This window comes from Dissulfuribacter thermophilus, from assembly GCF_001687335.1.
Lineage (GTDB): Bacteria > Desulfobacterota > Dissulfuribacteria > Dissulfuribacterales > Dissulfuribacteraceae > Dissulfuribacter > Dissulfuribacter thermophilus.
Map to the genome: position 1 here is coordinate 191,187 of NZ_MAGO01000003.1, position 19,481 is coordinate 210,667.

At 44.9% G+C, this 19,481-nt stretch carries 18 protein-coding genes and 1 pseudogene; 4 read left to right on the plus strand and 15 right to left on the minus strand.

Annotated features, from left to right (window positions below; translation table 11 throughout):
* Positions 1 to 4: 4 nt before the first annotated feature.
* The 14 genes and pseudogenes from DBT_RS03915 to proB form a co-directional block, all read right to left on the minus strand.
* Positions 5 to 985, minus strand: coding sequence for a beta-ketoacyl-ACP synthase III (locus DBT_RS03915; protein ID WP_425248297.1), 981 nt, complete (start codon positions 983 to 985; stop codon positions 5 to 7).
* A 27-nt stretch (positions 986 to 1,012) separates the two neighbouring features.
* Positions 1,013 to 1,990: a phosphate acyltransferase PlsX gene (plsX, locus tag DBT_RS03920; RefSeq protein WP_067616653.1), complete on the minus strand. Its 978-nt coding sequence runs from the start codon at positions 1,988 to 1,990 to the stop codon at positions 1,013 to 1,015.
* A gap of 3 nt (positions 1,991 to 1,993) precedes the next feature.
* Positions 1,994 to 2,179: a 50S ribosomal protein L32 gene (gene rpmF, locus DBT_RS03925; protein ID WP_067616657.1), complete on the minus strand. Its 186-nt coding sequence runs from the start codon at positions 2,177 to 2,179 to the stop codon at positions 1,994 to 1,996.
* Between the two features lie 12 nt (positions 2,180 to 2,191).
* A complete protein-coding gene (locus tag DBT_RS03930; RefSeq protein WP_067616659.1) occupies positions 2,192 to 2,731 on the minus strand; it encodes a YceD family protein in 540 nt (179 codons plus the stop codon).
* A 181-nt stretch (positions 2,732 to 2,912) separates the two neighbouring features.
* Entirely contained in the window at positions 2,913 to 3,596 is a 684-nt protein-coding gene (gene tatC, locus DBT_RS03935; protein WP_067616661.1) for a twin-arginine translocase subunit TatC, read from the minus strand.
* Positions 3,597 to 3,861: 265 nt separating this feature from the next.
* On the minus strand, positions 3,862 to 4,686 hold the full coding sequence (locus DBT_RS03940; RefSeq protein ID WP_067616663.1) for a phosphoribosylformylglycinamidine synthase subunit PurQ: 825 nt from the start codon (positions 4,684 to 4,686) through the stop codon (positions 3,862 to 3,864).
* A gap of 464 nt (positions 4,687 to 5,150) precedes the next feature.
* Complete coding sequence (locus DBT_RS03950; protein ID WP_067616667.1) at positions 5,151 to 6,278, minus strand: M20/M25/M40 family metallo-hydrolase; 1,128 nt, start codon at positions 6,276 to 6,278, stop codon at positions 5,151 to 5,153.
* 8 nt (positions 6,279 to 6,286) lie between these two features.
* Positions 6,287 to 7,393: an oligopeptide/dipeptide ABC transporter ATP-binding protein gene (locus DBT_RS03955; RefSeq protein ID WP_244155306.1), complete on the minus strand. Its 1,107-nt coding sequence runs from the start codon at positions 7,391 to 7,393 to the stop codon at positions 6,287 to 6,289.
* Positions 7,377 to 7,724, minus strand: a pseudogene (locus DBT_RS03960) (four helix bundle protein). The gene DBT_RS03955 and the pseudogene DBT_RS03960 overlap by 17 nt, the downstream one beginning before the upstream one ends.
* A 131-nt stretch (positions 7,725 to 7,855) precedes the next feature.
* Complete coding sequence (gene gpmI, locus DBT_RS03965) at positions 7,856 to 9,373, minus strand: 2,3-bisphosphoglycerate-independent phosphoglycerate mutase (RefSeq protein ID WP_167349658.1); 1,518 nt, start codon at positions 9,371 to 9,373, stop codon at positions 7,856 to 7,858.
* Positions 9,374 to 9,543: 170 nt separating this feature from the next.
* Positions 9,544 to 9,858 carry a ribosome silencing factor gene (gene rsfS / locus DBT_RS03970; protein ID WP_067616669.1) on the minus strand — a complete coding sequence of 105 codons (315 nt, stop codon included), beginning with the start codon at positions 9,856 to 9,858 and terminating at the stop codon, positions 9,544 to 9,546.
* Positions 9,855 to 10,559, minus strand: coding sequence for a nicotinate-nucleotide adenylyltransferase (gene nadD / locus DBT_RS03975; protein WP_161939900.1), 705 nt, complete (start codon positions 10,557 to 10,559; stop codon positions 9,855 to 9,857). The genes rsfS and nadD overlap by 4 nt, the downstream gene beginning before the upstream one ends.
* Positions 10,540 to 11,799 (minus strand): glutamate-5-semialdehyde dehydrogenase, encoded by a 1,260-nt coding sequence (locus tag DBT_RS03980; RefSeq protein ID WP_067616673.1) that lies wholly within the window; start codon positions 11,797 to 11,799, stop codon positions 10,540 to 10,542. Before DBT_RS03980 ends, nadD begins: the two co-directional genes overlap by 20 nt.
* Complete coding sequence (proB, locus tag DBT_RS03985) at positions 11,792 to 12,940, minus strand: glutamate 5-kinase (protein WP_067616674.1); 1,149 nt, start codon at positions 12,938 to 12,940, stop codon at positions 11,792 to 11,794. The genes DBT_RS03980 and proB overlap by 8 nt, the downstream gene beginning before the upstream one ends.
* Before the next feature lie 492 nt (positions 12,941 to 13,432).
* Here proB and DBT_RS03990 point away from each other — a divergent pair, with 492 nt between their 5' ends.
* Positions 13,433 to 14,026: an endonuclease dU gene (locus tag DBT_RS03990; RefSeq protein ID WP_067616675.1), complete on the plus strand. Its 594-nt coding sequence runs from the start codon at positions 13,433 to 13,435 to the stop codon at positions 14,024 to 14,026.
* Between the two features lie 89 nt (positions 14,027 to 14,115).
* Positions 14,116 to 15,426: a UDP-glucose dehydrogenase family protein gene (locus DBT_RS03995; RefSeq protein WP_067616676.1), complete on the plus strand. Its 1,311-nt coding sequence runs from the start codon at positions 14,116 to 14,118 to the stop codon at positions 15,424 to 15,426.
* Between the two features lie 240 nt (positions 15,427 to 15,666).
* On the opposite strand, the gene hflX is transcribed toward DBT_RS03995, so the two are convergent.
* A complete protein-coding gene (gene hflX / locus DBT_RS04000; RefSeq protein ID WP_244155307.1) occupies positions 15,667 to 17,124 on the minus strand; it encodes a GTPase HflX in 1,458 nt (485 codons plus the stop codon).
* Positions 17,125 to 17,638: 514 nt separating this feature from the next.
* Here hflX and DBT_RS04005 point away from each other — a divergent pair.
* Together DBT_RS04005 and DBT_RS04010 are read left to right on the plus strand one after the other, a co-directional pair.
* Positions 17,639 to 18,415, plus strand: coding sequence for a ParA family protein (locus DBT_RS04005; RefSeq protein WP_067616678.1), 777 nt, complete (start codon positions 17,639 to 17,641; stop codon positions 18,413 to 18,415).
* Positions 18,416 to 19,294 (plus strand): ParB/RepB/Spo0J family partition protein, encoded by an 879-nt coding sequence (locus tag DBT_RS04010; protein ID WP_067616680.1) that lies wholly within the window; start codon positions 18,416 to 18,418, stop codon positions 19,292 to 19,294.
* Positions 19,295 to 19,481 lie beyond the last annotated feature (187 nt).

The following is a 19,481-nucleotide window of genomic DNA, read 5'->3' on the forward strand; positions in this document are numbered from 1 at the left end:
ATCCTCACCATTTCATCGCCACAGATCCCCATGTAAAGCCGCCTCCAAAGGCCACCATCAGCACCTTTGAACCCGGCTCAAGAAGACCTGCTCTGTTAGCTTCATCAAGTGCTATAGGAATACTTGCTGCGGAGGTATTACCATACTTGTCTATATTGATAAAGACCTTTTCCCTGGATAGGCCAAGCCTATTTCGAAGGTGCTCTATTATCCTCATATTTGCCTGGTGCGGCACAAATAGGTCTATTTCTTCGCCCCTCCAACCAGCTCCCTCTAGGGCCTCCATTGTCACAGACTCGAGGGCCCTCACAGCATGCTTAAAGACCTCTCTTCCATTCATCTCAATAAACTGATACCCCTTTTCCAATATCTCAGGGGTAACAGGGTATTTTGTCCCAAGGCCCTTTATATTCAAGAGTTCCCAGAGGGAACCATCAGCGTGGAGATGAGTTGAAACTATGCCTCTGTCCTCCGAAGTCCCTGTAAGAACCACAGCACCAGCACCGTCCCCAAACAGGACACACGTGGATCTATCCTGCCAATTAACCCTCTTGGAAAGCACCTCGCTACCAATTACAAGTATCTTTTGCGAAGGCTTATGTCGAATAAACTGATCAGCAATCGTGAGACCATATAGAAACCCTGAACAGGTCGCTGAAAGATCAAAGGCACCTGCATTTTTAGCGCCAAGCGCGTTTTGCACAAGACATGCTACACTTGGCATTTGCATGTCAGGAGTAAGAGTAGCTACAATTACAAGATCTATCTCTTCTGGAGAGAGCCCAGCCATCTCCAGGGCCCTTCTAGCAGCCTCAGTGGCGAGACCTGAATTTGTCTCTCCCTCTCCAGCTATATGTCGCTCAACAATACCAGTCCTTGTCCTAATCCATTCGTCGCTAGTATTGACAAATCTCTCGAGGTCCTTGTTATGAATAACCTTTTCAGGAATCTTTGAACCAGTTCCTATTATTATACTAGCCATAATTTACACAATACAATATTTAATCCTAATTTATAAAGATCTCTCAAGTAATAGGTTCAAATTTACGTCAGAAAGGTCATTTGCCACTTTAATTGCATTCTTTATTGCCCTGGCCTTAGACCTTCCATGACAGATTATTGCAATACCATTAATTCCCAACAGTGGAGCGCCACCATATTCTGCGTAGTCCACCTTCTTTCTAAACTTCTTAAAGGCCTTTTTTGCAAGGGCATAGCCCATTGAGGCAACCAGACTCCCCTCGATCTCTTGCTTCAACATCTGGAGAATACTCTCTGCAAGCCCTTCACTGAGCTTTAAACAGATATTGCCTACAAACCCATCACAGACAATGACATCAACATCGCCCTTAAAGACTTCTCGCCCTTCAACGTTGCCCACAAAGTTTAATCCACTTTCTACTAGCATGTCGTAGGCCTTTTTTACCTGGACATTGCCCTTGGTATCTTCTTCACCAATACTCAAAAGCCCAATCCTGGGATTAGGCTTTTTCAAGTGTTCCCGGGCAAAGACATTACCCATAACTGCAAATTGATAGAGATGAATGGGCTTACAGTCCACGTTTGCCCCGACATCGATCATTACTACGGGTTCTTTGAGAGTAGGCATTACCGTTGCGATTGCTGGCCTCACTCCCTTAATACGCCCCAGGGTCACCAAGGCCGACGCCATAGTGGCTCCAGAGTTGCCAGCACTCACAACCGAAGAGGCATTTCCCTCTTTTACAAGTTCGAAGGCGACCTTGATGGTGGAATTCTTTTTCTTCCTAAGGGCCTCTGAAGGGGCCTCATCCATTTCCACTACCTGGCTTGCATGTTTAATCCCAATGGGAAGACCCTGCTCTCCACTTTCCTCTAGGGCCTTTCTCAAAATCGCCTCGTCACCTACAAGTATTGACTCGACACCAAACTCCTTGGCTGCAAGAATAGCCCCTTCTACGAGGACTTGAGGCCCATGGTCGCCTCCCATGGCATCTACTGCCACAGGCATCGCCTATTCCATCTCTTCCTTTTCTTCAAAATTTTTGCCCTTATAGGTCCCGCAACTTGGACAGATCCTATGAGGCATTTTAGGTTCTGAACAGTGAGCACAATAAGAAAGGCTTGGTGCACTCAGTGCATCATGGGCCCTTCTTTTGCCCCTGCGGGATCTTGATACTTTTCTCTTTGGAACAGCCATGTCATACCTCCATTACGCATACTTAATTTTTTTAAGAACAGAAAAGGGGCTTTCTTCCCTGACTACTTCACATACACACTCTTCTACATTGAGATCCCTGCCACAGCCAGGGCAAAGGCCCTTACAGTCAACGCTGCAGAGCTGTTTCACAGGAAGACTCAGCAGTATCTGTTCCCTAAACACGTCAAAGAGTTCAACACTGATACCATCAAAAAATGCCACTTCAAGCTCATCAAACTTGAGACTTATTTCCTCTTTCATATGATCCCCTGTGTCTCTGGGAATCATCAAATATGAATATTTGATCGAAAGAGGAAACAAGTACGGCTTTAAACACCTATGGCAACTGAGGGTCAGTGTACAGTTCAAAGAACCTTCGGCCCAGATGTTAACTCCACGCCGCGATAGGCGAACTGCGGCAGCTATGGCCCCAGCAGGGTCACAGTGTGGGATCTCATCCAAAAGGCCTGGAAGGTCCTCATAATGAAATTCCAGTCCAGTATCTGGTATATCCTCAAATAATACAATTTCTGAAAAGCGTTTTTCCATCATTCCTTTCTAAAAAATCCTAAAATACGAATCGCTAACTATACGTTTATCCGTTCACTTGTCAAGAAGTAACCACTCAAAGTATTCAATCCATCTTAGTAGATGCCAGCCCGCCATGGCATAAGCTCCCTCTAGGTCATGTGCCAGCCAACAAGGCAGATGCGGCACTGCGTGAAGTTTTCCGTCAAGAGGGGTTAAGTAACTTTGATATTAAAATACCCATTTCGTACAAAAGATAAAGGGGAATTCCCATAAGGGCCATATTAAAAACATCGGGTGTAGGCGTCAGCGCTGCAGCGACAATGGCCACAACAAGCACTGCATATCGCCTGTATTTTGAAAAAAAATCGGGTGTTACAACTCCTGTTTTAGTCAAAACAATCATAACAAGAGGTAACTCAAAAATCACCCCAAAACCCAGCATAAAAAATCCAACGAAATTTACAAACTTCCCAACTGCAATAATGGGCTGCACTTCCTTGGAGCCAAACTGTAGCAGAAAATCTATTCCGAAAGGAAGAGTGACAAAAAAACAAAAAAATACACCTGTAAAAAATAACACTATTGATGACATTAAAAAAATAATAGAAAACCACGGGGTAAAGCCAAAGACTACCCGAAGTGCCTGACTCAGGCGCATGGCAAACCAAGGGGCAAGTATCAATGCGGCAGTGACCGCCGATATCTTAATGAGGGAGACCATGGGTTCAAAAACCCCATAAAAAGCAAGCTCCTGATTTAGATATGTCTTCATAAAGCCCAGGATGTCAGGTGCATAAACGAACACCACTAAGGATGTGAGGCTAAATGCTACAATCCCCTCAATTAAGAATCTCCTGAGATATAGTAATACCTTCAGGGCCGTCATAGATAATTGCTCTTGGGACCAGTCTCAGCCAGTAGCAGGGAGAAGGCAGAAGGAAGAAGGCAGAAGCTGAAGAGAGGTAGATTGTAGGGCCTCTGGCTTTTGTACAGACAGGACTTGCTTCTTCCTTCTACCTGTTATATTAGGTGAATTATCCCAACGGGTATTTTCACGGTAAATTATGCAATTGGCGAATTTGGCCAATATGCGAGGCGCGAGGGACGAAGCAGTGCATAATTTGGGATGAACGCTCATTGTCATGAGCTCCTTAGGATTGTCTTAAATAGGAAACTGCATTTCTAAATATTTGCACCCCTGCTCCCTCTTCAGGAAGGTCCATCCTGGTCCATCTCGGGTGATTTGTCCGGTGGGTGAATGCCTCTGGATGGGGCATAAGCCCAAAAATCCGTCCTGTAGAGTCTGTAATCCCTGCAATTGCAAGCTCAGATCCATTCGGATTCAAGGGATACTCCTGAGTAGGTTCACCTAGCTTTGGATCTACATACTGGAAGACTATATGGTTTTGGGACTCAAGAGTCTTTAATACGTCTTGATTCAGTGTAACAAACTTACCTTCTCCATGCCTTACCGGGACCTCCAGGTACTCTATACCTCGTGTAAACACACATGGCGAATTAGGATTTGCCTTGAGAGTCACCCATCTGTCTTCAAACCTTCCAGAATCATTATATGTGAGACTGACAAGACGCGTTGTATAATCCCCATTGATTCCTGGGAGCAGTCCGGTCTTTACAAGTAATTGAAATCCATTACAAATCCCAAGAATCAGACCGCCCCTTTCAATAAACTCGAGGATTTCATCTATAAGCCTCTTTTCCTTTCCTTTGATCTTGGCATATTTCAACCTGTGGGCCCCTGCCTGGGCAGCCCCAAGATTGTCTCCATCAAGAAATCCTCCAGGCAGATTAAGAAACTGATAGTCTTTAAGGCTTATGCTTCCATCAAGGATATCACTCAAATGTACTATATCTACACGGTCTGCTCCCCCAATTTTCACCGCATGCGCCATCTCTCTTTCGCAATTCGTGCCATATCCTGTAGTAACAATGGCCCTTACTTTAACTGTGCTCATGTGCTACGTTCCTCCTAGCCATTTAATAAGACTTCACGGAGTCTAATCCCAAATTATGCACTGCGAAAGAGGGCAAAAATGAATTTTCTTTTTATATCAATCAATTGCCTTATTGCAACCTATTGCTGAACATTCACCTTTTTGGTGCCTCAAAATTCATGCTTTTTTTGCCCTCTTTCGCAGCCCTTCGGGATTGGCGATTTTGCCCAATCTTCTTTGTTGCTCGGGGCTCGAAGTACCTAAGTACGTCTTCGCCCCTCGCGCCTCGAATCTTGGGCAAACTCGCCAATTGCATAATTTGGGCTAATAGTTGCCAATTACAGTAACTCCCCAATCCATAGGCGTTGGGAGTTCGCCTGTCATTCTCATCTTTCGTGACCACACGAATTAGCCACAACTACAACACTGCAATCCCCCCTTTTGTAAGCCTTCACAATATATAATCCCAAATTATGCAAACGGGATTACCATCTTTCTATTATCTTCAAAACCAACTGGGTAGTATCTACCATGGCCTTAAGGGAGATGCACTCGTTGGTCGTATGTACCTTCTCCATACCTATCCCAAGGATTGCAGTAGAAATCCCCTTGCCACACAAGATGTTTGCGTCGCTTCCTCCACCTGTCTCCTGAACCTTTAGGGAATGCCCAAGGTGACCGGCAGCACTCCTAGCAGTCTCAATTAAAACGTGGTCTTCTGGAATATTGAGTAAAGGGTAATCATCATTGATCTCCACCTGCACCACAGGTCCCTTCCCCTTTTGCTGACTCTCCAGACCTAGTTTATGAAAAGGTGCAACAATCTCATCCTGTACCTCTTTCAGCCTTTTTTCGTCATGACTTCGTACTTCACCCTCTATCTCAACTAGATCGGGGACAATATTTGTGGCCTTACCCCCTTTTATGAGGCCGATATTGGCTGTGGTCTTGGAGTCAATCCGTCCAATTGGCACCTGACTTATAGCCTTTGAAGCGAGGACAATGGCGTTTATCCCCTCCTCTGGCGCTATCCCGGCGTGGGCACTCTTGCCATGGACTTTGATCCTAAACCTTATGGCACACGGAGCGCGATTTATAAGATTGAAGGTCCCTGTGGTATCGAGTGCATATCCAGACTTAGCCTCAATCAAACCAACGTCCAGGGCCTTTGCCCCAAGTAACCCTATTTCCTCACACACTGTGAAGACAAATTCAAGGGGTGGCCTAGACAAGCCATTTTCCTTTATAAGCCTTGCGACTTCTATTAAAATCGCACAGGCAGCCTTGTCATCACCACCTAGAACCGTGGTGCCATCACTTCTGAAGACCCCGTTTTCAAAGATGACCTTGATCCCCTTTGCAGGTTCTACTGTATCCATGTGGGCATTAAAAAGAAGGGGAGTCCGTCCAGTGTCTCCAGGGATTTTAACGATTATATTGGCCGTCTCAGAACCTGTAATCTCTTGAGAATTGTCTTCAAGGACCGTAAATCCTAACTCATCTGAAAAGACCTTCTTTAGATACCAAGCCACCTCACCTTCATGCCCGGACGGGCTCTCGATCTCACACAATTCAATAAAGGTCTGTTTTAATCTCTCCTGATTTATCTTCATTTTAAAAACTACGCGTCATAAGGATTTATACAAGCGACAAAATGCCCTGGCCCAATCTCCCTAAGGACCGGACTAACACTTTTGCACTCCCCCTTTCGAACTCTGCATCTCTCAAAAAAGGGACAGGCATCATGAGAGAGTTTACTCCCTAGTTGGACATCTGAAAAGTCTGATGGTTGGCACTCCAGGGTCCGGTCAAGGTTTTGAGTTTTGAGTTTTGAGTTTTTAGTTATTGGGATCGTAACTTTTGGAACGGCTTTCATGAGTAGTCGCGTATATGGATGGAGCGGTGTAGCATCGGAAGGAAATATCTCTACAATTACACCCCGATACATCACAGCGATCTTGTCACTCACAAACTTCACTATAGGAATGGCATGGGAGATAAACAGAATGGTAAGACAGTGGCGTTCGTGTAGGTCCAGGATGAGATTTATTATCTGGGCCTGAATAGAGACATCCAAGGCGCTTGTTGGTTCGTCACATATTATAAAGGATGGCCTAGTAGACAGAGCCCTGGCTATCCCAATCCGCTGTTTCTGCCCCCCACTAAGTTCATGAGGATAACGATCCAAAAACGCTGGCCCAAGCCCAACCTCTTTTAAAAGAGAGACCACCTCAGCCTCAAGTCTGCTTTTATCGCAGAGTCCGTGTATCAAAAGGGGTTCCCTCAAGGTTTCATAAACCGTCTTTTTGGGGTTTAACGATGAGACTGGATCCTGAAAGATCATCTGGGACGTTCTACGAAACTCTTTAGAGATCCTACTGCCCTTGGCTTTTCCCCAAAGGGACCTTCCCTGGAACCATACCTCCCCTTTAGTCGGAGGTTCCAATCCCAGGAGAAGCCTTGCAAGGGTAGACTTTCCTGAGCCGCTTTCTCCCACCAGCCCAAGGATCTCACCTTCTTTTATCTCAAGATCCACATTTCTTACTGCCCGAACTTCATGTGACGATGTTGCAAAAAATCCCTTTTTTATAAAATAGCTCTTTTGAAGGCCTGAAGCCCTAATTAAAAGTGTTGAGTGTTGAGTTTTGAGTTTTGAGTTGAAGGAACAATCCCCCTTAAGGAGTTTTGAGTTTTGAGTGTTGAGTGCTGAGTTAATTTGCATCTTCATTCAATGTCTTAACTATTCTGGTTAGTATATTGACTATATTATTTATTTCCTTCAATAAAACATTCTTTTCCTTAAACCCATCCAAATAGCCTGATGCATCAAGCAACTTTATCCAATATGCAGTTTCTCTTGCCTCCTTGCTTGCTATTGACATCTTTGACATAAAATCTTTCCGGGCTTGCGCAGCCTACGCCTCCTCAATATTTGCACCAATTGACGTGCCACTTCGTAAAAGCTGTTTAGCAAGCACATATTCATTTTCAGATTGCAAATATTTATAAACCTCAACTACCAATAATGCGAACTTAAATGCCCGGTCCTCTATTCTCATATTCCTATAACTCAAAACTTAAAACTCAAAACTTCTATAAAGGTCTTTCTTCCTTCAACTCAAAACTCAACACTCAAAACTCAAAACTTCTATAAATCTTTTCCTTCAACTCAAAACTCAAAACTTAAAACTCAAAACTTCTTAATTAGGCTTTTGCCAGTCATCTCTTCTGGCGTATCCAGCCCCATAATCTCAAGAATGGTTGGGGCCACGTCCCCAAGTTTGCCCCTTCTAAGGGAGATCCCCTTTCTATTGGGATCGACAAGATAAAAAGGTACAGGTGAAGATGTATGGGCAGTGAAGGGACCTCCTTTTTCATCCAACATTTTTTCTGCATTCCCGTGGTCTGAGGTCACCAGGGCCACCCCTCCCCTTTTGAGCCAGGCATCCACAATAGCACCAACACACTGGTCTACTACAGTACAGGCCTTTATGGCTGCATCCAACACACCAGTGTGACCAACCATATCGCCATTTGCAAAATTGACCACCACAAGTTGGTAATCTTCGCTTTCGATCCTCCGGAGCAATTCATCACGGATTGACTCAGCACTCATCTCTGGTTTCAGATCGTATGTCGGGATGTCTCTTGGCGAAGGTATCAGGCATCTTTCTTCATTGTCAAAGGCCTCTTCTTCTCCCCCATTAAAAAAATAGGTTACATGGGCGTATTTTTCTGTCTCTGCAATCCTAAGCTGTTTTAAGCCGTTGAGGCTCATGACCTCACCAAGAATATTTTTTAGGTGCTCTGGTGGAAAGGCTACTGGCAGATCAAAGGCCTCATCGTACATAGTCATAGTAGCAAAATATGAGAGCTTTGGCCTTTGCTTCTGCGGGAATTCCTTAAAATCCTTTTCTGTAAAGGCCCGGGTTAACTCCCTAGCTCTGTCTGCCCTAAAATTAAAAAAGATTATTGAGTCTCTGTCTTTGACCCGCTTTGTCCCATCGATAATGATGGGCTTTACAAATTCGTCTGTCTCACCTCTTTCATATGCCCTTAGCACGCCATCTACTGGGTCCTTTTCAATGTGGCCTGTCCCATCAGTTAAGGCTTCATATGCGACCTTCACCCTATCCCAGCGTCTATCGCGGTCCATGGCGTAGTATCGCCCTATACAAGTTGCTATGCTACCAATCCCCTCACTCTCAATAAAATCCTGTAGTTCTTTCAAATAACCTGCCCCACTCTTTGGGGGAGTATCCCTTCCATCTAAGAAGGCGTGTATTTGAAGATCCCTAACGCCAAGGCCCTTGGCCATGCGTATAAGACTCAGCAAATGCTCGAAGTCAGAATGCACCCCTCCCTTTGACACAAGCCCAAAAAGGTGCACGGTCTCTCCCTCAACCATGGCCTCTTTTAGCACAGGATTGTCAAAAAAAGATCCATCACCAATGGCCCTGTTGATTCTAGTGAGGTCCTGATAGACGATCCTGCCTGCACCGAGATTGAGGTGTCCTACCTCAGAATTTCCCATCTGCCCCGGTGGCAGCCCCACTGCTTCACCAGATGCATCGAGGAGAGTAAAGGGAAACTCCTTTTTGTAGGAATCCAAATTTGGTGTGTGGGCAAGCTTGATTGCATTTCCCTCCACGTCTTCACGCCAGCCCCAGCCATCCATTATTACCAGCATGACCTTCTTTGAAATCATGAGGTTTTGCTCCTTATCTCTATACGTCTTGCCGTATTTGCTCACAGGGCACCGCATCTACTGCGTTGTGGGGCACTCGACGTACAGGAAGTACGACTTCGTGCCCTCCGCCTTGTATCTACCACCCTGTAAGCAAATACAAATCAGTACCTTACAATTTTTTCGGGGACTTATCCCCGTGACTGGATACGTCTTGCCTCGTGCCAGAGGCCCTCCAGGTCATAAAACTCCCTCATGGGTTCATAAAAGAGGTGGATGACTATGTCTCCATAGTCCATAAGTATCCACTTACCCTCTCTCTCACCCTCCACCTCTTTTAAATAGATTTTATGTTTTTTTAAGTGTTCCCTGAGCCTTTCAAAAGTACCCTGTACATGCCTTGTACTCCGTCCCTGGGCAATTATAAAGAAGTCACAGATACTAGATAGCCCCCTTACGTCTAGGGCTACTATGTTTTCTCCATGACTTTCTTCAAGCTCCTTCAAAAAAGCTGAAGCCTCTCCTCTACGTCCTGGACGTGCCTGGGATTGTCTTCAAGGTTTGCAGTATTGATTGCCTTTACGTTCATGTGGATCTTATGTTCCTCCAAGTAATCAATGCATTCTTGGGGGAGGAGAAATCTTGGGGATTTCCCTTCCCTCAACAGCTGCCTTATCTTTGAGCTCGAAATCTCAAGCTGCGTGACAGAAAACGTAATGATGCGTCCATTTGAAAGCTCCTCTGGGAACACCTCCTGAGCAAAGGCCTCTACGGCCTCTGGCCCCTCTCGCGTCCTTACCATCACCACCAAAGTGGCAAGATCAAATAATCGTTTGTAATCCTTCCACGTCGTTAACTCAAAAAAGGCGTCGCTTCCTATGAGGAAATATAAGCACGCCCCTTCAGGTAGGGATTTTTTTAAGGCCTCTAAGGTATTTACGCTATATGATGGAGTAGTTAGGTCTTTTTCTATTTCCGAGCAACTAAAACAGTTTAGTCCTTCTATCGCAAGATTTACGAGCCTCACCCTGTGCTCAAAAGGGGTGAGTTTCAAAGGATCCTTGTGTGGAGGATGATAGGTTGGGACAAAAATAATCTTATCAAGACCAATCCCCTGACAAACCTCCAGGGCACTCCTCAAGTGCCCATAGTGAATGGGATCAAATGCTCCACCTATGATACCAAACTTATTCCCTGATCTGTCCATCTCCATAAGCAATAAATTTTGTAGTTGTAAGCTCCTCTAGCCCCATTGGTCCATAGGCGTGGAGCTTTGATGTGCTTATTCCTATTTCTGCTCCTAGCCCAAGCTGACCTCCATCATTAAAACGAGTGGAGGCATTTACTAGGACAAGGGATGCGTCCACCTCTTTGAGAAAACGTCTTGCCCTTTCATAATCCTTGGTAACAATGGCTTCTGTATGGTTGGAACCGTATTTCGAGATATAATCCATGGCCTCGTCCATAGAACCCACTATCTTTACTGCCAAGATGAGATCAAGGAATTCCTGGCCCCAATCATCAGCTGTGGCGGCTACTGCATCCTTCAAAATACTTAGGGTCTTTTTACAGCCTCTTAGCTCAACTCCGGCCTCCTTAAATCTTTTTGCCATGGCCGGGAGAAATGTCTTGGCTATCTCTTCGTGGACCAACATTCCCTCCATTGCGTTACAGACCCCAGGCCTTTGGACCTTTGAATTGAAACAAATGTCTTGGGCCATCTCGATATCCGCATATTTATCCACATACACATGGCATACGCCTTTATAGTGTTTAAGGACTGGGATCCTTGAATTCTCTGCTACAAACCTTATGAGTCCTTCGCCTCCTCTGGGGATCACCAGGTCAATTTCCTCTTCGCGCTTAAGTAGCTCATTAACCGCCTCTCTATCTGTTACAGGGACTACCTGAACAGCTGCCTCTGGGATATCAAACTCTCGAAGTGCCTGGTGGAATATACGGGCAAGGGCCATATTGGAATGAATTGCATCTGACCCACCTCTTAATATCACCGCATTTCCCGCCTTAAGACAGAGCCCTGCAGCGTCAATAGTAACGTTTGGCCTAGATTCGTATATCATGCAGATGACCCCAAGGGGTATCCTAACCCTTCCCACCTGGAGTCCATTGGGCCTCTTCCACATTCGCGGGACCTCACCAACGGGATCTGGGAGAGCTACCACATCTCTTAGCCCTTGAACCATGGAATCAATCACCTTATCTGAAAGGGTGAGCCTATCAATGAAAGCACTTGATAAACCCTTTTCTTCTGCGGCCTTAAGATCCTTTTTGTTCTCCTCTTGAAGGGAATGTCTATTTTCAAGAATAAGCTCAGCAGTCCTTAAAAGACAATTATCCTTTATCTGAGAAGAAAGATTGGCAACTTTTCTAGAAGCCTCTTTTGCCTGTCTCGAAATTTCAGCGCAAATTTTTTTTACATCACTCATGACTTCCTCCCAATACCACCATATTGTCCCTATGAATGACTTCAGGGATAGTGCTTAATCCAAGCTTAGCTGAGATCTCCTCTGATCTCAAACCCAAAATATTTTTGAGATCCTTTGAGTTCCAACTTATAATGCCTGTAGCCACCTTTCTCCCACGACAATCCTTACATACGACACAGTCGCCCTGCTCAAAATCTCCTTCTATCGATGTAATTCCCACTGGGAGAAGGCTCTTTCCTCCTTGTTCAATGGCTCTTACAGCCCCATCATCAAGGTACAAGACCCCTTCAGGATCAAGGGTACAGGCAATCCAAGGCTTTTTCCCGTGGAGGATGGGCCTCTTTTTGGGCAGAAACAGGGTCCCAATGGGCTTTCCCTTCACAATGTCCAAGAGACATTCTGGCCGCCTTCCCTTGGCAATTACCATTGGTACTCCACTTGCAGTCACAAGGCGTGCAGCTTCGAGTTTTGATCTCATACCGCCTCTTCCTGCCCGTCCTGGCTCATTGCCAGCCATTTTTATTATTTCATCTGAAACATCTTCTACAACCCTCAAGATCTCTGCCTCGGGATTCTTTCGAGGATCCTCGGAATATAGGCCATCTATATCGCTCAGGGTAATCAAGAGGTCTGCATCTGCAAGGTCCACTACCAAAACAGAGAGGGCATCGTTGTCTGTAAACTGAATTTCGTCTGTTGCCACTGTGTCATTTTCATTGATTATTGGGATTATGCCCCAGCGAAGAAGTGTCTGAATGGTATTCTTTGCATTTGTATATCGCCGTCTTGCCACAAGGCCGTCGCGGGTCAGGAGTACTTGGGCCACGACAATCCCGAACCTAGAAAACGCACTCTCATAGTACTCCATCAATCTTCCCTGACCAACTGCCGCAAGTGCCTGTTTTTCAGGGATGGTCTTTGGCCGAATCTTACCTCCAAGTCTCAGGATTCCCGCTGCAATAGCACCAGACGATACAATCACCACATCTATCCCCTGGGAGCGGAGCCTGGCGACCTGGTCAGCTATCTGAATTATAATTGTCTCATCTAACCCAAGGTCTGATGCAAGTACAGCGCTACCAATCTTTATTACAAGGCGTCTTTTTGAACCTATTACCTCTTTCCAGCTCGTATCATTCATGGTGAAATTCTATATATCACAGATGCATGTAATTTACACTTGTTAAACAAGTGGTTGTGGCCAAACAATGAATAGTGAATAGGCGAGAAAGTCAATACCTTACCCGTTGGGATAATTAACTTGGTACTAATGCAATAACAGGTAGAAGGCAGAAGGTAGAAGTGAGAAGCAAGCCCTGCCTGTACAAAAGCCAGAGGCGCTACCTTCTATCTTTCTTCAGGTCCTCCCTTCTTCCTTCAACTCAAAACTCAAAACTCAAAACTCAAAACTTTTATACGGGGTGACGAATTCGTCCGTCATGAAGGTTTGGGATAACAGGAATATGGCAGGATAGAAAAGATTTGCCAGATTTTAAGAGCCTGAGATTGAGTTGGGACCGTGACCAGCAACAGCATACTAATTGACACCGATGTTTCCCGATCTGGAACCTGCTTATCAAAAGTAGTAAAATGCATCTTATTATAAAGATTGTCCTGAGCAAAAGATTAAAAAATGCATACCAGAAGATTCAGTAATGTCATCGGAATAGATGACGCACCTTTCACTCCAAAAAGAACCAACACTTTAAATGAATCTTATGATGAATTGGTGACAGTAGTTGGAGCGGTTTACGCCAAATTGAGCCTCCACGGGGTGCTAATCTTCAAAGTCACTCAAGATGGAGATGACGCAACAGATGCACTTATAAATGCCATAAAGGAATCAAAGTTCCTGGAACATATTCAGCTCATCATGCTCCAGGGTATTGCCTTTGGAGGTTTCAATGTGGTAGATGTGCCAAGGCTTTCTAAATCACTTAATAAATCAGTCCTAGTTGTTTCCAGAAGGGAACCAGACATGGCCAAAATTAAAAAGGCCCTGTTGGAGAAGGTACCCAATGGGTCTAAGAAGCTTTCTCTAATAGAGGCCTTAGGCCCTATGGAACCGGCTGCAGGACTATTCATTCAGCGTTATGGGCTTACGAGGAATGAGGCATTTAGTACCATAAAAAATTTTTCTATTAACGGACTTATTCCTGAACCCATTAGGGTTGCCCATCTAATTGGCGGAGCGTTGATTCGGGGAATTAGTAGTGGTAGGGTATGAGTAAAAATTTTGAGGACACAGTGGCAATTGTGCCACTCCATTAAGTTAAAACCTAAATCCATAATTGACCATTTTTTCAGGAGAAAAAGATGCACGTAACAGTAATTGGAACGGGATATGTTGGACTCGTTGCAGGGGCCGGCCTTGCTGATTTTGGACTTCAAGTAATCTGCGTGGATAAGATCAAGGAAAAGATAGATCTCTTAAAAAATGGGGAGATACCTTTTTACGAGCCTGGATTAAAGGAGCTTGTAGAAAGAAACATATCAAACGGTAGGCTCTCCTTTTCCACTGATCTTGCCTCAAGCGTGAGATTGTCCCTCGTAATATTCATAGCCGTAGGCACACCCTCCAAGGACGACGGCACAGTGGATCTCAGTGCAGTTGAGGCAGTAGCTCGAGAGATAGGTAAGACCATTGATGATTACAAGGTAGTGGTAACCAAGAGCACTGTTCCAGTAGGTACCAACAGACGGATCAAAGAAATTATCGAGAAAGAGGCACAAAATGGAATCACCGTGGATGTGGTTTCAAATCCAGAATTTCTCAGAGAGGGATCTGCTGTAGAGGATTTTATGCGTCCGAACAGGGTGGTTCTCGGCTCAGACAGTGAAAAGGCACTTGCCATAGTTAAAGACATCTACCGCCCCCTTTACCTGATTGAGACCCCTTTTGTCATAACTAATCTTGAGACTGCTGAGATGATCAAGTATGCATCCAACGCATTTTTGGCAACCAAGATCTCTTTTATAAACGAGGTGGCAAATCTCTGTGAGGCGGTTGGGGCAGATGTACACCATGTGGCAAAGGCAATGGGGCTAGACAAGAGAATCGGACCTAAATTCCTACATCCAGGGCCTGGATTTGGTGGTTCGTGTTTCCCCAAGGATACCAAGGCATTTGCAGCCATTGGCCAGGAATTTGGATCCCCTGTAAAAATCGTAGAGGCCGTAATTGAAGTTAATGAAAATCAGAAGAGAAGAAGTATAAATAAGGTAAAGGAAATGCTTAAAGACCAGGTGGCTGGAAGCACCATCGCTGTGCTCGGTCTTAGTTTTAAACCTAATACGAGCGACATACGTGAAGCCCCAGCCATTACACTTGTAGATGCCCTCTTAAAGGAAGGGGCAAAGGTCAAAGCATATGACCCTGCTGCACAAGAAGAGTTTAAGAGGCTTTTTGCCGAAGATAAGGTCCACTATGCAAAGGACCCTTATGAAGCAGCTGAGGGTGCAGATATCGTAGTGGTAGTTACAGAATGGAACGAATTTAGGAACTTGGATCTAATAAGACTCAAAGACATAATGAACCAGACTAAGATAGTTGACCTTCGAAATGTCTACGACCCGAAAAAGGTAAAGGCCCTTGGTTTCGACTATGTTGGGATAGGTAGGGGATAGGTTTGGAAGTTTTGAGTTTTAAGTTTTGAGTTTTGAGTTGAAGGAGGAAAGACCTTTTTAGAAGTGTTGAGTTTTTAGTTTTGAATTGAAGGAGGAAGGTAGCAGGGATCATAAGCTTCTACCTTCTGCCTTCTACCTTCTACCTATTTTGGGGGGGCTTAGGCCCCCTCCTCCTTATGAAGTGTTGAGTTTTGAGTGTTGAGTTGAAGGAAGAAAGACCTTTTCAGAAGTGTTGAGTTTTTAGTTTTGAGTTGAAGGAAATATCCTATTAATTAGCTCCTCAAGGCCGTATCCTTTTTTCGCAGATATTGTCACTGCGTCCTTGGGGAGCCTCCTAATATCTTCATCCTCCACTGCATCGATTTTGTTATAACATGTCAATACAGGTATATCGTCGATAGCCATCTCCCTTAGAATTTCTTCTACTGCCTCCTTATCTCCCTGCCAATCAGGACTGGTAAGATCCACTACGTGTAGTATCAAGTCAGCGTCTTCAAGTTCTTCAAGAGTACTCTTAAAGGCGGCTTTGAGCCCCTCTGGCATATCTCTGATAAAGCCAACCGTGTCAGAAATTACAATGTCCTGGCCAAGGCCCCTAATAAAGAATCGCGAACTTTTAGGGTCCAAAGTGGCAAACACCTTGTCTTCACTTAAGACATTAGCTCCTGTAAGCGTGTTTAAAAGGGTAGATTTTCCGGCGTTGGTGTAGCCTACCAAAGAGACCTTAAACACCTTCCCTGAACGCAATCGCCTCTTCCGTCGTTCTAAACGCCTCTTTGCAATCTTTTCAAGGTCCTTTTCAAGAGAATTAATTCTCTGCTTTACACGTCTACGGTCTATCTCAAGCTTCTTTTCTCCTGGCCCTCTACCGCCAATTCCTCCAGAAAGCCTGCTCATAGCAGTACCCTTACCAACAAGCCTAGGCAGGAGGTATTTTAATTGTGCTAGTTCTACCTGTATTTTCCCCTCACGACTCCTGGCCCTCTTGGCAAAAATATCAAGAATGAGTTGGGTCCTATCAATGACCTTGAGGTCCACCATCTCACTAATCTTATTGACCTGCACAGGGGTCAGATTCTGGTCAAAGATCACAAGAGTTGCCCCAAGATAAAGCCCGTCAATGAGTATCTGCCTGAGTTTACCAAGCCCTATCAGATGCCCTGGATGATATTTCCTGATCCTCTGATGGACCATGTCCACGACTTCCACGCCAGCAGATCTTGCAAGCAGCTCAAGCTCTCGCATAGAACGTTCGCGGATGTTCCTGGGATAAGGGCTTGCGTGGACCAGAATCGCCCTTTCTCCGCCATCAAGGATCTTTCCTCCAAAGGCATGCTGCATCTCGTCTTCAAGGCTCTTTATAAATGAGGCAAAAGGTATTTTTATGGACTGGACATCCCTAAATTCATGAATCTCCCACTTCTTCCCCTCTTGATTGGGTGGAAGTAGATGAGCAAGATGGATCTTAGATGGAAGGCCATTTTCAACATCTATGGCCACCATTGAATCCAGCCTAAGGAGGGCAAGGTCCGTCAGGTCTTCTGAATCCAGCCCCTTACCTATTCTCAAATGGGTGTGAATACAACGAAGCCCCTTTAATCGCCCTGGGCCGCGCCTTTGCGCACTTAAATCAGGAATGAGTATACTGTCCCTTTCACCACAGAGCACATAGCGAACTATGCCTTTTCTATCAACCAAAATGCCTATTTCTCTGCCGACATCTTGAGATATTTGGGCCAAAGCCCGGACGAGCTCATGAGTGAGGATTGAGTCTTGAGGACACCTTTTCCTATATAGCCTTTCAAGAACCTTTCTTTGTGAATGAGCAAGATCCCTTGTATTTCCAAAAACTTTCAGTTTATCTATATCCCTCCTTAAATATTTTTCAATTAGTTATCAATGTGTTTTATAATAATCGTACATACTCTCCCAATGTCAAGTTCCAGGAGCAAGTTCTAAGTTCAATGTTCTTCTGTTTCGCTCCCAGGCCCCTGAATTTGTAACCTAAATTATGCACTGCAAAAGGGAGCAAAATAAGTATGCCTTCACCCCTCGCGCCTCGCATCTTGGGCAAACTCGCCAATTGCATAATTTAGGTAAAAGTTTTTAGCGTTGAAGAACAGCTTTAAAAGTTCTCTTCCTTCAACTCAAAATTCAACACTTCTGAAGGCTAATGCTTGAAGTTGATCAAACTTCTGTGTAGCATTTCGGCATGAATCCTCGAATTATTGCCATTGCAAACCAAAAAGGCGGAGTTGGAAAGACCACGACCGCAGTCAACCTTGCTACTGCCTTAGCTCTTTTGAAGAAAAAGGTAATTTTGGTTGACTGCGATCCACAGGGCAATGCCACAAGTGGTCTAGGCTTTTCTCCAAATAAGACAAAACCACAATTATACCATATACTTACAGGGCTAAATAAAATAGAAGAAACTATTTTGTCCACTGACATTGAAAATCTTGATCTCCTGCCCTCAGGCATGGACCTTGCCGGAATTGAAGCGGAGATCTCCCTGGATAATGACAATAGATATTTTCATTTAAAAGAGGCACTTAAGCCCATAAAAGAGGCGGATTTTATCTTCTTGGATTGCCCTCCCTCTTTGGGTATGCTCACCATAAATGCCCTTGCGTGTGCAAGGAGTGTCCTCATCCCACTTCAATGCGAGTACTATGCCCTAGAGGGTCTGAGCCTCCTTGTCCAGACTATTCGCAAAGTAAAACAAACTTTAAACCCCATGCTTTACATCGAAGGCCTGGTGCTCACCATGTTTGATCAGAGGACCAGGCTAACCTATCAGGTGGCAAAAGAAGTAAAACGGCATTTCAGGCAAATAGTATATAGGACCAATATTCCACGAAATGTTAGGCTCAGTGAATCTCCAAGCCATGGAAAACCTATATTTGTTTACGATCCCCATTCCAGAGGGGCTGAGGCCTACATGAATTTGGCACGGGAATTTCTGAAAAGACAGGGGGAATCCGCATAAATGGAGAACAAACGACCCTTAGGAAGAGGAATTGGGGCACTTTTAAGCGAAGAAGAGATCTTTGAGGTGGGAAGCCCAGGCTATTTCCTGTGTCCCATTGAAAAGTTAAGACCCAATCCTAAACAGCCCAGAAGGTCAGTGGATGATGAGACACTGGAACAACTGGCAAACTCCATTAGGGAAAAAGGCATACTTCAGCCACTTGTCGTAAGGAGGTCAGAAGAAGAGGGTTTTTATGACATCATAGCAGGGGAACGCCGATACCGCGCTGCCAGACTGGCGCAACTGGCATCCATCCCTGTTGTTATCAAGGATGTGACCCCTGAGGAGGTACTCGAACTCGCCCTTATAGAAAATATACAGAGAAAAGACCTTACCCCTATTGAAGAGGCGGAAGCCTACATGAGACTCCTAGAAGAATACGGACTCACTCAGTCTGAACTCTCGAAACGTGTGGGCAAGGACAGATCCACCATCGCTAACTTTTTAAGAATACTTCGACTCCCAGAGGAGATCAAAAATGACCTCTCCCAGGGCATCATTACCATGGGCCACGCAAGGGCACTTCTAATGCTCGAAGAAGATGAAACAGCAATGATGACGCTCTGGAATCGTATAAAAAAAGAGGCCCTCTCTGTCCGCCAGGCCGAGGCAATGGCCCGGGCAATATTGAGTGGTAAACTCTCAAATGCCAGAGCAGAAAAAGCCAGACAGGAAAACGATCCCAATATTAGGCGTCTATGTGATGAACTCACCTATGAGCTGGGATTTAAGGTAAAGGTGGTCCAGAAGAAACGCGGTGGCAAGGTAGAAATCCACTATTCAAACCTAGATGAACTCGACAAAATTATTGAGCTCCTTGAATCCCTGCCTAAATAAAACCCAGCACAGGAGCATTCCCTGTTCAAGGTTCAAAGTTCAAGGTTTCCAACCCTGAACCTGTATTCCTTCCACTCAAAACTCAAAATTCAACACTCAACACTTTTGAAATGCTCAACACTCAACACTTCTAAAAAGGTCTTTCTTCCTTCAACTCAACACTCAAAACTCAAAACTCAAAACTCAA